Origin of the sequence: Hoeflea prorocentri (assembly GCF_027944115.1) — a bacterium.
Classification (GTDB): domain Bacteria; phylum Pseudomonadota; class Alphaproteobacteria; order Rhizobiales; family Rhizobiaceae; genus Hoeflea_A; species Hoeflea_A prorocentri.
On the sequence record NZ_JAPJZI010000001.1, the window covers coordinates 329,856 to 342,829 of the forward strand.

Here is a 12,974-nt window from a genome sequence, read left to right on the forward strand (position 1 = left end):
CCGGCACTGCTAAATGATGAGCTCTGTTGCAGCGTATGCGTTTCCGCGGGCCGCTGCAGTCAGTACCATGTCAGCATCCTGCAGGTTTCGTTCGACACAATGGCGCTGGCGCTCTCCTGTGTCATTCCGCCGTAGCTGTTGGCGGCGCGGTATTCCATGGTGAAAACATTGGTGCCGTCCGACGATACCGGTGTCGGCCGGGTCTCGATATGCCGGAAACTGGCGGGATCACTCAAATCTCGTTTTACCGCCCTCACCAACGGTTCGAAGGACGCATCCCATCTGGAAAGGCAGTGTTGCGCATAAACGTTGGTCGATGCGACATCTGTTGCATTATTGTCCCTGTTGTAGCCAATGAAATATCCGACGAGAAACAGGGCTGCAAACGCCAGTGCGCCCAGACCAACCAGCGCCGGCTTTCTCACACGTGGTGGATCAGACGGTTGCTCTTCGGCTTCCGCTTCGTTCGGTTTCCCGGCCCTGGCGTCGTTGTATTCCGCACGGGTGATCCTGCCAGCCCGGAGCATCCGCTTTAGCCTGACAAGGCCTTCATCCCCATAAGCCACGGTCAATCTCCGTGTTTGTCCGCCCGACAGATATTGGAGCATATTTGCGTAAATAAACCGTAATCGCTGCACCTGTGGTTGCAGTTCCGCCTTGTCGCGTATGACGTTGTTCGACGGCCGGAAATGACGGCGGTTTTACGGATTTTAATATTGTTTGTTCGTTTCGGCTGATCCGCTTGGCGACACCCCGCGTAATACCTCATGCCGGCGCACATGGATCAATAGTCTCACAGGAGAACTCGAAATGTTCAGACGTACCCTTATTGCCGCCATTGCTGTCGTGCCGCTTGCTTTCGGCACGGTTGCAGCCAAGGCCGCCGACATCGTCGATACGGCCGTTTCTGCCGGGAACTTCAACACGCTGGTCGCCGCTGTTCAGGCTGCCGGACTTGTCGACACGCTGAAAGGCGAGGGCCCGTTTACGGTTTTCGCTCCGACGGACGAAGCCTTTGAAAAACTGCCGGCGGGAACCGTCGAGGATCTGCTGAAGCCTGAAAACAAAGACCAACTGGTTGCCGTGCTGACGTACCATGTCATCCCGGGAAAGGTCATGTCGGGTGACATCGCAGGCAAGAAAATGGGCGTTAAAACCGTTCAGGGCAGTGAGCTGATGGTCGACGCCATGGATGGCGTCAAGGTGGACAATGCGTCTGTCGTGACCGCGGACATCGAAACGTCGAATGGCGTGATCCACGTTATCGACCAGGTCGTCCTGCCGAAATAGGTCACGGCACTTTCAATGGCGAGGCCGGGGAAAAACCGGCCTCGCCTTGAAAAAGACGCCTGGTGGATTCGTTTCCGGCGCGTCGGTGCCTGAGATGGCGCGCAAAACGTCCTCATACGGGGGCTTCCCTGCGAAACGGCAAACAGGATCAATCGCCCTTTCAAAAGGGTTGTAGATCGGAACGGAGATCAGGAGGGTGACCATTGTCACAACACGGTGTTCCTGACCTTCCGGTTTTGACCCGTTTTGAGCAGGTGGCCGACGGTTCGTTATACGCACGTCTTCCTGATGATTGGCAGATCGGCATAGCCGATGTTGTCGATTCGACCGGTGCAATTGCCAACGGGCATTACAAATCCGTCAATTTTGCAGGCGCGGCCACGATCAGCGCCGTTTCGAATTCCTCAGGCGGCAGACTGCCGCTTTTTGCATTTGGTGGCGATGGCGCGCAATTTGTTGTGCGACCGGAACAGGCGCAAGCCGCATCAAGTGCGCTTGCCCAGGTATCCCATTGGGTCAAAGGCCAGCTCGAACTGGATTTGCGTGTCGGCATGACCAGCATTGCCGCAATCCGGGCCGCCGGTTTCGATGTGCGGGCCGCTTACTGGCGGGCGTCGGATCACGTGCAATATTCGCTTTTTACCGGGGGTGGCCTCGAATGGGCAGAGAAGCAGCTAAAGGGCGGCCATTTCGCGATCAGGCCGACTGGCGATGAAGGTGACCCGGACCTGTCGGGTCTATCGTGCCAGTGGGGCCCTGTGATGTCCACGCGCGGCAAGATCATCTCATTGATCGTCAAGCCTGCTTCCGGTTCAAAACCTGCCGCTTTTGAGAAGGCGACGCGAAAAATCATCAAGGCTCTTGGCAAGGCAAAGGCGGTGAACCCCGTTCCTGATGCCGGTCCGGACGTGCGATGGCCCGGTGCTTCCATCGATCTGCAATCCAAGACAATTACCGGGTCCGGTTTTGACGCCTTGAAGAAGGCCTGGACGATTGTCCGAACGCTGTTTTACTGGTCACTGTTCAAGGCAGCTGCTCCGTTGCGAGGCCTCGCGCCAACCCGGTACCGCGCCGACATTTCTGCAAATTCGGATTTCCGCAAATTCAATGACGGACTGATGATGACCGTTGATTGTTCACCCGGTTCGATAGACGGTCTGAAGACTATTCTGGAACGGGCCGAGCGCGACGGGGTGATCCGGTTCGGCCTTCATGTACAGGACGAGGCGCTGATTACCTGTGTGGTTCCATCCGTTTTCGAAAGAAACCACATGCACTTTATCGACGGGTCGGGGGGCGGATATGCGTCGGCTGCGAAGCAATTGCGCGCCAATGGCCGTTCGTGACTTGACGCGACAATAGCCGGTTTCGTCAACAGGTTTTCTATCGGCTCCAATGAAGCCTGCGTATAACATACAAGAAAAAGGTTCGCGGTCCCGGTGCTTACGGCCGTTGTGTCCGACTTCTCGACGTAATGATATATATCTTTATTGTGCTTCTTTTAGTCTTATTTATGCACAGTACAGGTTATAATTGCCGAGCGGAGTATTTTACAAGTTAACCTATTTTTTACCGTAAAACAGATAGGTTTCTTGAACAGATGTCTTTGGTTGTAATGACTTCAACCATCCGGAATTCCCTCAAGTTCATGATGAATTTTCGCGGACACATTGTTTGCGAAAGGCTGGAGTACGGCTCGCCAAGGCGCCATCGGCGTATTGGTTGACTGTAAATCGTCGGTCAGGCATGTGCAGAGCGGCCACAATTGGCGATCTCTCGTTTGTCCGCCTGTCGATGAGGTAGCAACTTGGACCCTGGGAGACCGGCCGTGCTTTCATCCAATTCAGCATTAGTTCTCAGTGCTTTGCACAAATCACTGGCGATTATCGAGTTTGACCTGAATGGCAATATCCTCGACGCAAACCAGAATTTTTGTACAGCGCTCGGTTATGACCGTGCCGAGATCGTCGGCAAGCATCACAGCATGTTCGTCAAACCGAGTGAGGCTCAGAGCGCCGAATATCAGGAGTTCTGGTCGCGGCTGAGGAGCGGCGAGTTCCAGTCGGGTGAATACAGGCGGTTTGGGAAGGACGGCAATGAGGTCTGGATCCAGGCCACTTACAACGCTGTTTTGGGTCGAGGCGGAAAACCCTCCAAAATTGTAAAATGTGCAACGGACATTACCGAAGCCACATTGAAGGCTATGGAGGATGGCGCCAAGCTTGAAGCCATATCTCGTGCGCAGGCAATCATCGAATTCGATCCGACCGGCGTGATCCTGACCGCCAATGAGAATTTCTGTGCAACCGTTGGATACGGGCTGGAAGAGATCGTCGGTCAACATCACCGGATGTTTGTTGATCCCGAATATGCAAAGCAGCCCGAATATGACGCGTTCTGGAAGAGGCTGGCGGAGGGCGAATTTGTTGCTGAAGAGTTCAAGCGCTTCGGTAAGGGAAACAAGGAAATCTGGATCCAGGCCTCCTACAACCCGATTTTCGACGCGGACGGCAAAGTCATCAAAGTCGTCAAGTTCGCGACGGATATCACGGGCCGCGTGCATGCCGTCAACGAAATCGGCAAAAGTCTGACAAGGCTGGCGGAAGGAGATCTTCTGCAGCGCATCGAAGAGCCCTTCATCCCTTCGCTTGACAGTCTGAGAAGCGATTTCAACAACTCTGTCGAGAGGCTTGAGGCGGCGCTGAACCAGGTCGGGCTGAATGCCTCGGTGATCATGGGCGGAACGTCGGAGATAAAATCAGCGTCGGACGAGTTGGCAAGGCGGACGGAACAGCAGGCAGCATCGGTGGAAGAGACCGCTGCCGCGGTGGAGCAGATTGCCGCCACGGTAAAGACAACGGCGCAGCGTGCCGAAGAGGCAGGAAACCTCTCTCAAACGACCAAGTCGGAAGCAGAGAAGTCCGGTTCTGTCGTAGATGAAGCGGTTCTCGCGATGGATGAAATCAAGGACTCGTCCGACAAGATCGCCAACATCATCGGGATGATCGACGATATCGCCTTCCAGACCAATCTTCTTGCGCTGAACGCGGGCGTGGAAGCGGCACGGGCAGGTGAAGCAGGCAAGGGTTTTGCCGTTGTTGCGCAGGAGGTGCGCGAACTCGCTCAGCGCTCGGCATCAGCCGCAAAGGACATAAGGGCCCTGATCACCACATCCGGCGGACAGGTACAGTCGGGCGTTGATCTGGTTGCCGAAACGGGGCAGGCCCTGAAGTCCATCGTCAGCTCAATCGTTGAAGTGACCGACCATGTGTCGGCGATTGTCGAAGCATCGCAGGAGCAGTCCAACGGGCTGGATGAAATCAATCGCGCAGTCAACACGATTGATGAGGGCACACAGCAGAACGCCGCCATGGCCGAAGAGGCAACCGCCGCCAGCCATACGCTGGAATCGGAGGCGGTGGCCCTGTCGAATATGCTCAAACAGTTCAGGCTCACGGCCGCCAAATCGATTGCAGCAAAGACCGAAGTCCCGCAATCGTCGCCGGCCAAACCTGCCGCAGCAGCAATGCCTGCGTTTGACGGCAATGCGGCAGTCGACAGTGATAACTGGGCGGAATTTTGATCAACACAAGGCGCGCGACAGCTCTGTCGCGCGTTCCGTTTTGGCTTTCACGCCTCTTCCTGCATCCTCATGATCCGCCAGTTGCCGTGACGTATTGCCGCTGATGTCGATAGCGCAACCGCGGTTGAACGTTGTTATCCAGTCAAACGAACCGGTGCACTGCCGTTGCCGGCAGAGCTTGCCCGGCGGCGAGCCCGATTGTGCCTATTGGAGAAACACATGCCTGTCATTCATGATGCCGTCAGCCAGATCAACGGTATTGTCTGGGGCGTGCCGATGTTGGTTCTCCTTCTCGGCGTCGGCATATACCTGACGGTTGGTTTGAGGCTCCTGACACTTTTCAGGCTCCCGCTCGGCTTCCGACTGCTTCGCAAGGGCCTGGCACTAGGAGACGGCGAGGGCGAGATCAGCCCGTTTAATGCGCTGATGACATCTTTGGCGGCAACGATTGGTACCGGCAACATTGCCGGGGTTGCAACGGCTATTTTCCTGGGTGGTCCGGGTGCGATTTTCTGGATGTGGATGACGGCGCTTGTCGGAATGGCAACCAAATATGCCGAAGCCGTCTGCGCGGTGCACTACCGCAAGGAGGATGAACGCGGCAAGCATGTCGGCGGGCCGATGTACTACATCCGCTACGGGCTTGGCGAAAACTGGAAATGGCTTGCCGCGTGTTTTGCCCTTCTCGCCGGCATTGCAGGGTTCGGCATCGGCAATCTGGTCCAGTCAAACTCGATCGCTCACGCGCTTGAGGTGAATTTCAGCGTGCCGCCCTGGCTGACCGGTATGGTTCTTGTGTGTCTGGCGGGTGCCGTCCTGGTCGGCGGCATCGAGCGGATTGCGACCGTGGCCGGCAGGTTGGTGCCGCTTATGGCGGTGGCCTATATTCTGGTTTCTCTTGTTGTGCTGGTGATCCACGCGGCGGAGATCCCTGCTGCGTTTGGACTGATTTTCACACATGCGTTCTCACCAACGGCCGCCACCGGTGGATTTGCCGGAGCGGCGGTTTGGGCGGCCATTCGGTTTGGTGTTGCGCGGGGCATCTTCTCAAATGAAGCGGGGCTGGGCTCCGCTCCGATTGCCCACGCTGCGGCAAAGACCAAGGGGCCGGTCAGTCAGGGGCTGATCGCCATGCTTGGTACCTTCATCGATACGATTATCGTGTGCTCCTTTACCGCGCTTGCCATCATCGTGACCGGTGCGTGGACGAGCGGCGAGACCGGTGCGGCTTTGACATCACATGCTTTCAGCCTCGCCTTGCCCGGCCTTGGAGGGTACATCATCGCGATCTCGCTTGCGGTCTTTGCGTTTACCACCATGCTCGGCTGGAGCTATTACTGCGAGCGGTCCTTCCAGTATCTCATGGGTGTCCGGATCATCATGCCGTTCAGGATTGCGTGGTCTCTTGCGGCCTTAGTCGGCGCAACATCGCAACTGGGCTTTGTGTGGCTGCTTGCCGATACGCTGAATGCTTTCATGGCGATCCCGAACCTCATTGCCCTGGTTCTGTTGAGTCCTGTCGTTTTCAGGCTGACGCGTCAGTTTTTCGATACGCGTGGTGGTTCCGAAAACAATCCCTTCTGAGGCCGCGGGCTGTCGTCTGATGCGATTCGCACAAGATCCGGATGCCAGGGCAATTATTCCATGGTTTTGCAGGTGTTGACGGGTTTGCCGCGGCTCATCTAGATATGAGGCTTCCATGACTGCTGAACCACGCTCACTACTGACCTCGATGTTTGATGCCGCAATTGCGGCTGCGGACCCCGATTTGACCATTCGCGCCCATCTTCCCCGGCGTCAAAGGGGACGCACGGTGGTCGTTGGGGCAGGCAAGGGCGTTGCCCAGCTTGCCCGTGCATTGGAAAATCACTGGGATGGGCCGCTCGAAGGCGTGGTCGTGACGCGTTACGGGTTCGGCGTTGACTGCCGGCAGATCAAGGTCCTGGAGGCAGCGCATCCTGTTCCGGATGAAGCCGGGCTGGATGGAGCGACGCGATTGCTTGAGGCGGTGAGAGGGCTCGGACCGGACGATCTGGTCATCGCTCTGATATGTGGCGGCGCTTCGGCACTTCTTCCCTGTCCCGCCGACGGCTTGTCGCTGAACGAGGAAATCGAAGTCAACCGGGCTCTTCTTGCATCCGGCGCGCCGATTTCGGCGATGAATGCAATCCGAAAGCAGATTTCGAAGATCAAGGGAGGGCGGCTGGCAGCGGCAGCACATCCGGCGCGGGTCGTCAGTCTGATTGTATCCGATATTCCCGGAGACAATCCCGCCGATGTCGGATCAGGCCCGACGGTTGCCGATGCGACAACTGCACTGGATGCGCTTGGCGCGGTCGAGCGCTACCGGATTGCTCTGCCTTCCAGGATCATTTCGCATATCAAAGACGCGCGTTCGCCGGCTCCGGCACCTGAGGATCCGGCATTGCAAGACCATGAACATGCGGTCATCGCCTCGGCCGGTGTGTCGCTTGAGGCGGCAGCGAAAAAGGCACGGGAAATGGGTCTTGAAGCGGCAATCCTGTCGGACTCCATTGAAGGTGAGGCACGGGAATCGGCGCATGTGCATGCCGCAATGGCAAGGGAGATCGTCATGCGCAACCGGCCTTTCAAAAAGCCGATTGTTCTGCTTTCCGGCGGGGAAACGACGGTAACGCTCAGAGGCGAAGGAAAGGGTGGGCGCAACACCGAATTCTTGCTGTCTCTGGCTCTTGATATTGACGGGCTTGCCGGAATTGACGCTCTTTGTGCCGATACGGACGGGATAGACGGATCGGAAGACAATGCCGGTGCCTTCGTCAATGGTGACAGCGTATCGGACATGCGCCGGGCCGGCCTCGATCCGGTTGCGCTTCTGGCGGACAATGATGCATGGTCCGCCTTTCATGGCATCAATGCCTTGTTCGTGCCCGGACCGACGGGCACCAATGTGAACGATTTCAGGGCCATTCTGGTGCGCTGACCCGGCGCAAATGGCGTTAATCGAACTTGGTGATTGTTACGCGTTCCAGCCGTTTGACTGCCTGCTGGAGCTGTTCGCGCTCGTCGATCAGATTGAGGGCGACGGCAATGCCGGCCTTGTTCACACCGAGATCGTGGTAGAGGCGCCAGGCGGTGCGCACCCGCGTGATGCTGATCGCGGAGAAACGCCAGCCGGCCGGCGCCTGACCTGCCGGGTCCAGAATACCCTCATCGACAAGTTCAACCACCCATTCGGCGCGCACGCCGCATGACCGGCACAGTTCAGCGAGGCTGACGGCCTCGATCACCTCGGCGGAAACCACTTTTGTCGTCTTGACCATGGTCCTAAACCCCCAGCTTTGCGCGCGGATCGAAATTCATCTGGCTTGCCATTTGTTCGTAAAGGGCACGATCTTCATCATTGTTCACCGGCGGAACCGCGATCTGCAGCACGGCGTAGAGATCGCCGGCGGGGTTTCCCGGAATGCCGCGCCCCTTCAGCCGAAGCTTCTGTCCGGCCCTTGCATTCTTGGGCACGGTCAGTTCGACAACGCCGTTTGGCGTCGGAGCCTTGACCTTGCCGCCGAGCGCGGCTTCCCACGGCGCAATCGGCAGGTCGAAATAGACGTCGCGACCCTCGACCGAATAGGCAGAATCCTCGTTAAACCGGATTTCCAGATACAGGTCTCCTGCGCGCCCTTTTCCGATGCCGGGCGTCCCCTGTCCGGCAAGCCTTATGTGTTGTCCTTCGGTGATGCCCTTCGGGATTTTCACGCGGATTGTCCGGTCCTTGACGGTGACATGGCCGTCCTGATCCATCTCCGGAGCGCGCAGCGAAATTGTCCGCGTTGCGCCCTCATAGGCGTCTTTCAGGTCTATGGTGATGCCGGCATGATGGTCCTGGCCCTGTGCATGAAACGAATGCCGGCTGCGCGGCTGGGCGCCCGGGCCCGCGGCCCTGCCAAAAAGCGATTCAAAGAAGTCGCTGAACGCAGCCTCGTCGGCTTCCGTGTACCCGCCGCCTGAAAACTCAAATCCCTCATTCCAGTCCGGCGGCGCCTGGAAATCCTGTCCGGCTTTCCAGTTGGCGCCGAGCTGATCATAGGCAGCGCGTTTTTCCGGATCCTTCAGGACCTCATACGCCTCGCCTGCCTCTTTGAACTTTTCTTCCGCGCCCGGCTCCTTGTTGACGTCCGGATGGTATTTGCGGGCGATCTTGCGGTAAGCCCGTTTGACCTCATCCTGGGTGGCGTTGCGCTCCAGTCCGAGCGTTTCGTAATAATCCTTGAAATCCATGCGAATTTTCCGGTGCCGGTATGCTGTACTGCTGCGTTGAATCTGACGACCGCTCAGCCTTGCTCCAGGCAACTCTGAATTGTTCCAATGCGTTTGTCCAGATGCGCAAAGGCGAGCGGACGCGCTATAATATCGCAATGGAGACCGGCCGATCCGGTTTGGGTAGAGGTCAGTGACATGAAGCCTTCAGGCGGGATTAAAACCGGATATGACAGCGTGCGCGCGACAGGCACGCAAGGCATTGACGTATCGCGTTACCAGGGAGGAATTGACTGGGCGCAGGTATCAGCTGCGGGAACCCGGTTTGTCGCCATAAAGGCGACCGAAGGCGCGTGCGACTATGCCTATTGCAGCCATTTTGAGACAAATGCCGGGCAGGCCCGCAACAACGGTCTCGCTGTGGGTGGATATCACTTTTTCAGCCCATCTTCCGATGGCAAGGAACAAGCCGATTATTTCCTCCGGATTGCGCAGCCGGCTGCAGGCGATCTGTTGCCCATGCTGGACCTTGAACAGAGCGGAGACGCATCTGCCGCGCAGATTGCCGCGGGCGCGATGGGCTGGCTGCAGACCGTTGAAGGGGCGATCGGCAGGAGACCTTTTTTGTACACAACCGCCAGTTTCTGGAATGAGATCGGTGCACCGAAGGGATTTGAGGCCTATCCTTTGTGGATCGCCGACTACGGCGTCGCCACCCCGGCTCTTCCTGATGGATGGGCGGATTATACCGTCTGGCAATACTCACAGCAGGGCAAACTGGCCGGGGTTTCCGGTCCAGTAGACCTCGATATTCTCAAGAGACCGCTGCGGTCAGTGCTGCTTTGACTGTTTCTGTCCGGGTCAGGGAACGAGAACTGCTGCTCCGTTGAAGTTTCCTGCACGCAGATCGGCGAGTGCGCGATTGGCCTCCGCAAGGGGATAGGAGTGCGTTTCGATCTTGATCGGCGCCTTTGCTGCAAGGTCAAGAAACTCGGTTCCGTCCTGCCGGGTCAGATTGGCGACCGAACGAAGCATCCGTTCCTCCCAGAGGATCGAGTAGGGAAAGGAGGGGATATCGCTCATATGGATGCCCGCGCAGACGACGATGCCGCCTTTTCGTACAGCTCGCAGCGCATCCGGTACCAGGCTTCCGACCGGGGCAAAAATGATTGCCGCGTCGAGTTCTGCAGGCGGATTGTCCTTTGATGATCCGGCCCAGGTGGCGCCCAGCGCGCGGGCAAAGTCCTGTGCGGCCCGATCGTCCGGGCGGCTGAAGGCATAGACCTCTCGCCCCTGATGGACGGCAAGCTGAATGAGGATATGGGCGGCGGCGCCGAAGCCGTAGAGGCCGAGCCGCTTGGCATCGCCGGTCATGCGGTAGGAACGATACCCGATAAGGCCGGCGCACATCAGCGGCGCCAGGGCGGCGGGATCGCCTTTATCGGGCAAGGCGAAGCAATACTGTGCGTCTGCGACGGTGTATTGCGCATAGCCGCCGTCGATCTGATAGCCGGTGAAACCCGGCGCGTCGCAAAGGTTCTCCTCGTCGGCCTGACAATAGGGGCATGTGCCGCAGGTATGGCCGAGCCAGGGAACGCCAATGCGCTGTCCGGACTTTAAGCCCCTGACGTCCTGGCCGGTTTCCACAACCGTGCCGATAATTTCATGGCCGGGAATGATCGGCAGTTTCGGATCGGTGAGATCACCGTCAACAACATGAAGATCGGTGCGGCAAACGCCGCAGGCATGGACCTTGATCAGCACCTGGGTCGGGCCGGGTGACGGTATCGGCACATCGCGCAGGACGAGCCCGGTTTTGGGCTGCTCCAGCACCATAGCCTTCATTTGGTTTTGCTTGTCCATGATTGTTCCGTTCCGCCAGCCATCGTGCCGACAATCAACAGTGCCTCGTAGCCAACGGTACCGCAATAGGGACCCATAGGGGTACGATGAATGTACCCGGTTCCTCCGTGCGACAGACCCGCAAGCTGCGCAAAAAGTGCGGTTACGAACGGGGTGACGACGTTTTTGCCTGCGTGATGATCGGCGGTTGCGGTCATTTTCCCGATATAAGCCGATTGCCTTCAACCGCCTTGATTCCGGTCAAAAGCGGCGGTGATCACCACATTGTGCCCAAGCGTGAGGCCCGTGTGGCAGTCGACCTTGGAACCGGCTAAGCTATGTATGAACGTATGGAACAGGTCGTCGCGATGGAAGAAAAGGACGTAACGGAGCCTTCGGCGCCTGCCGAGTTTGGTGAAGCCCTCTCTGTTGTCGCCCTGGAGCACATGACCGGCCCTTGCCGTGGAACCGTCACGTGGCTGTGGCAACCGGAGGTCTATCTGCGGCTTGGGCCCTATGGGCATATGCATATCACCGAAGGACCCATGAACGAGGCGCGGGAAGGATGGGTTGCCCGAATTTGCCGCGACGGCAATGGCTTCAACATCAGTGCAGTTGACGATCAGCCGCTGTGGATTAACCGGAAACAAGTTGATTCAAAGGTTCTGGAGCATCATGACACGATTGAATTCGGCAATAACGGGCCGATGTCGCGTTGCTATCTCTATGACAATCAGCATCCGATGCGCGAAACCGTTACGGATATTATCGGTGACACGCTTGCCTATTTTCGAAACAGCCGCCAACCGTTCTTCAATCGGCTGATGCGCTCGGCGGGTCAGCTTGCACGGCGGCTGGCGGGTGAAACAACGCTTCTCTTTCGCTTCTCCGTGATCGTGGCGCTCGCTTTTCTCGGTTGGTTTACCTACCAGCAGGGCCGTATCGACACGCTGCTCACGCAACAGGTGGAAAGCGGCGCTGCCGAACTTGAGGCATTTTCCAGCCGGCTGACGCGGGCGCGCGAGGAGGCTTTGACACCGGAAGACCTGACGGCGCTCAGCAGTGAGCTGCGCGATGAGCTCGCGACTACGGCGGAGCGGGTGACGGATATCGAGCGCCGCTCGGAGGCGAGCGCCAATGTCATCGCCGACGCGATGCCGTCGGTGCTGTTCCTGCAAGGGTCATGGGGTTTTAGGGAAAAGGACGGCGAGCGCATGCTGCGCATCGTTGTCGATGAAAACGGCAATCCGTTACCGACAGCTTCGGGTGTCCCGCGCCTGTCGCTGGACGGCACCGGGCCGGTGGCGGAACGCCAGTTTACCGGGACCGGCTTCATGGTCGGCGATAACGGGGCTCTTGTGACAAATCGCCATGTCGGCCTGCCGTGGGAATATGATGCCAATGTCAAAATGATGCTGACCGGCAATCTCGAACCGATCATGACGCGGTTTATCGCCTATGTTCCCGGTGTTCCCGATTCGATCCCGGTTGAGTTCGTGGCCGGAAGCGACGATGCGGATGTTGCGATACTGAGGCAGACCGAGACCGTACTGCAGATCAAGGGGCTGCGGCTTGCGGGCGCGCCGCCGGATCCGGGCGAGGAGATCATCGTCATGGGATATCCGACCGGCCTTCGTTCAATGTTGGCTCAGGCGGGCGAGAGGTTCCTTGAAGATCTGCGCAAGACCGGCGAGACGGGTTTCTGGAGTGTTGCCGAGCGGTTGGCGCTTTCGGGACGTATTCTGCCGCTGGCGAGCCGCGGCATTGTCGGCGGCACGTCAGGCGAGACCATTGCCTACGATGCGGAGACCACCCACGGCGGCAGCGGTGGCCCGGTACTCGATATCAATGGAGAGGTGGTCGCGGTGAACGCTGCCATTCTGCCTGAATATGGCGGCTCCAACCTCGGTGTTCCGGTTGCCAAGGTCCGCGAACTGCTTGAGCGGGCCAAAATGAACTAGGACTATCCTGCAGCAAGGGCATAGCGACCGACCTCCTTGTTGGCGCGGGCCGGCCGCTATGC

The 12,974-nt window shown here is 58.1% G+C and carries 11 protein-coding genes; 7 read left to right on the forward strand and 4 right to left on the reverse strand.

The features are described 5' to 3' along the window. Nucleotides 1–59: 59 nt before the first annotated feature. Nucleotides 60–566: a hypothetical protein gene (locus OQ273_RS01530; protein ID WP_267988705.1), complete on the reverse strand. Its 507-nt coding sequence runs from the start codon at nt 564–566 to the stop codon at nt 60–62. 244 nt (nt 567–810) lie between these two features. Here OQ273_RS01530 and OQ273_RS01535 point away from each other — a divergent pair, with 244 nt between their 5' ends. The 5 genes from OQ273_RS01535 (at nt 811) to OQ273_RS01555 (ending at nt 7,835) form a co-directional block, all read left to right on the forward strand. Further along, nucleotides 811–1,290: a fasciclin domain-containing protein gene (locus tag OQ273_RS01535; RefSeq protein WP_267988706.1), complete on the forward strand. Its 480-nt coding sequence runs from the start codon at nt 811–813 to the stop codon at nt 1,288–1,290. 203 nt (nt 1,291–1,493) lie between these two features. Then, nucleotides 1,494–2,636 (forward strand): DUF3095 domain-containing protein, encoded by a 1,143-nt coding sequence (locus OQ273_RS01540; RefSeq protein ID WP_267988707.1) that lies wholly within the window; start codon nt 1,494–1,496, stop codon nt 2,634–2,636. 482 nt (nt 2,637–3,118) lie between these two features. Then, nucleotides 3,119–4,873 (forward strand): methyl-accepting chemotaxis protein, encoded by a 1,755-nt coding sequence (locus tag OQ273_RS01545; RefSeq protein WP_267988708.1) that lies wholly within the window; start codon nt 3,119–3,121, stop codon nt 4,871–4,873. Between the two features lie 219 nt (nt 4,874–5,092). Further along, nucleotides 5,093–6,457, forward strand: a complete 1,365-nt coding sequence (locus tag OQ273_RS01550; RefSeq protein WP_267988709.1) for an alanine/glycine:cation symporter family protein — start codon at nt 5,093–5,095, stop codon at nt 6,455–6,457. Nucleotides 6,458–6,572: 115 nt separating this feature from the next. Further along, nucleotides 6,573–7,835, forward strand: a complete 1,263-nt coding sequence (locus OQ273_RS01555; protein WP_267988710.1) for a glycerate kinase type-2 family protein — start codon at nt 6,573–6,575, stop codon at nt 7,833–7,835. Between the two features lie 16 nt (nt 7,836–7,851). Here the strand turns inward: OQ273_RS01555 and OQ273_RS01560 are convergent, their stop codons facing one another. Both OQ273_RS01560 and OQ273_RS01565 read right to left on the reverse strand, forming a co-directional pair. Further along, a complete protein-coding gene (locus OQ273_RS01560; RefSeq protein WP_267988711.1) occupies nt 7,852–8,175 on the reverse strand; it encodes a chaperone modulator CbpM in 324 nt (107 codons plus the stop codon). 4 nt (nt 8,176–8,179) lie between these two features. Beyond that, nucleotides 8,180–9,130: a DnaJ C-terminal domain-containing protein gene (locus OQ273_RS01565; protein ID WP_267988712.1), complete on the reverse strand. Its 951-nt coding sequence runs from the start codon at nt 9,128–9,130 to the stop codon at nt 8,180–8,182. A gap of 177 nt (nt 9,131–9,307) precedes the next feature. Here OQ273_RS01565 and OQ273_RS01570 point away from each other — a divergent pair, with 177 nt between their 5' ends. Beyond that, entirely contained in the window at nt 9,308–9,955 is a 648-nt protein-coding gene (locus OQ273_RS01570; protein WP_267988713.1) for a glycoside hydrolase family 25 protein, read from the forward strand. Nucleotides 9,956–9,970: 15 nt separating this feature from the next. On the opposite strand, the gene OQ273_RS01575 is transcribed toward OQ273_RS01570, so the two are convergent. Then, a complete protein-coding gene (locus tag OQ273_RS01575; RefSeq protein WP_267993007.1) occupies nt 9,971–10,954 on the reverse strand; it encodes a zinc-dependent alcohol dehydrogenase family protein in 984 nt (327 codons plus the stop codon). A gap of 335 nt (nt 10,955–11,289) precedes the next feature. Here OQ273_RS01575 and OQ273_RS01580 point away from each other — a divergent pair, with 335 nt between their 5' ends. After that, the gene (locus tag OQ273_RS01580; RefSeq protein WP_267988715.1) at nt 11,290–12,912 is read left to right on the forward strand and encodes a S1 family peptidase; all 1,623 of its coding nucleotides are present in this window, start codon (nt 11,290–11,292) and stop codon (nt 12,910–12,912) included. Nucleotides 12,913–12,974 lie beyond the last annotated feature (62 nt).

Excerpts from the sequence above, each read along its gene's own strand:
- OQ273_RS01570 (WP_267988713.1), top strand. The coding sequence starts at position 9,308 with ATGAAGCCTTCAGGCGGGATTAAAACCGGATATGACAGCGTGCGCGCG.
- OQ273_RS01580 (WP_267988715.1), top strand. The coding sequence starts at position 11,290 with ATGTATGAACGTATGGAACAGGTCGTCGCGATGGAAGAAAAGGACGTA.
- OQ273_RS01565 (WP_267988712.1), bottom strand. The coding sequence starts at position 9,130 with ATGGATTTCAAGGATTATTACGAAACGCTCGGACTGGAGCGCAACGCC.
- OQ273_RS01575 (WP_267993007.1), bottom strand. The coding sequence starts at position 10,954 with ATGAAGGCTATGGTGCTGGAGCAGCCCAAAACCGGGCTCGTCCTGCGC.
- OQ273_RS01550 (WP_267988709.1), top strand. The coding sequence starts at position 5,093 with ATGCCTGTCATTCATGATGCCGTCAGCCAGATCAACGGTATTGTCTGG.
- OQ273_RS01555 (WP_267988710.1), top strand. The coding sequence starts at position 6,573 with ATGACTGCTGAACCACGCTCACTACTGACCTCGATGTTTGATGCCGCA.
- OQ273_RS01560 (WP_267988711.1), bottom strand. The coding sequence starts at position 8,175 with ATGGTCAAGACGACAAAAGTGGTTTCCGCCGAGGTGATCGAGGCCGTC.
- OQ273_RS01535 (WP_267988706.1), top strand. The coding sequence starts at position 811 with ATGTTCAGACGTACCCTTATTGCCGCCATTGCTGTCGTGCCGCTTGCT.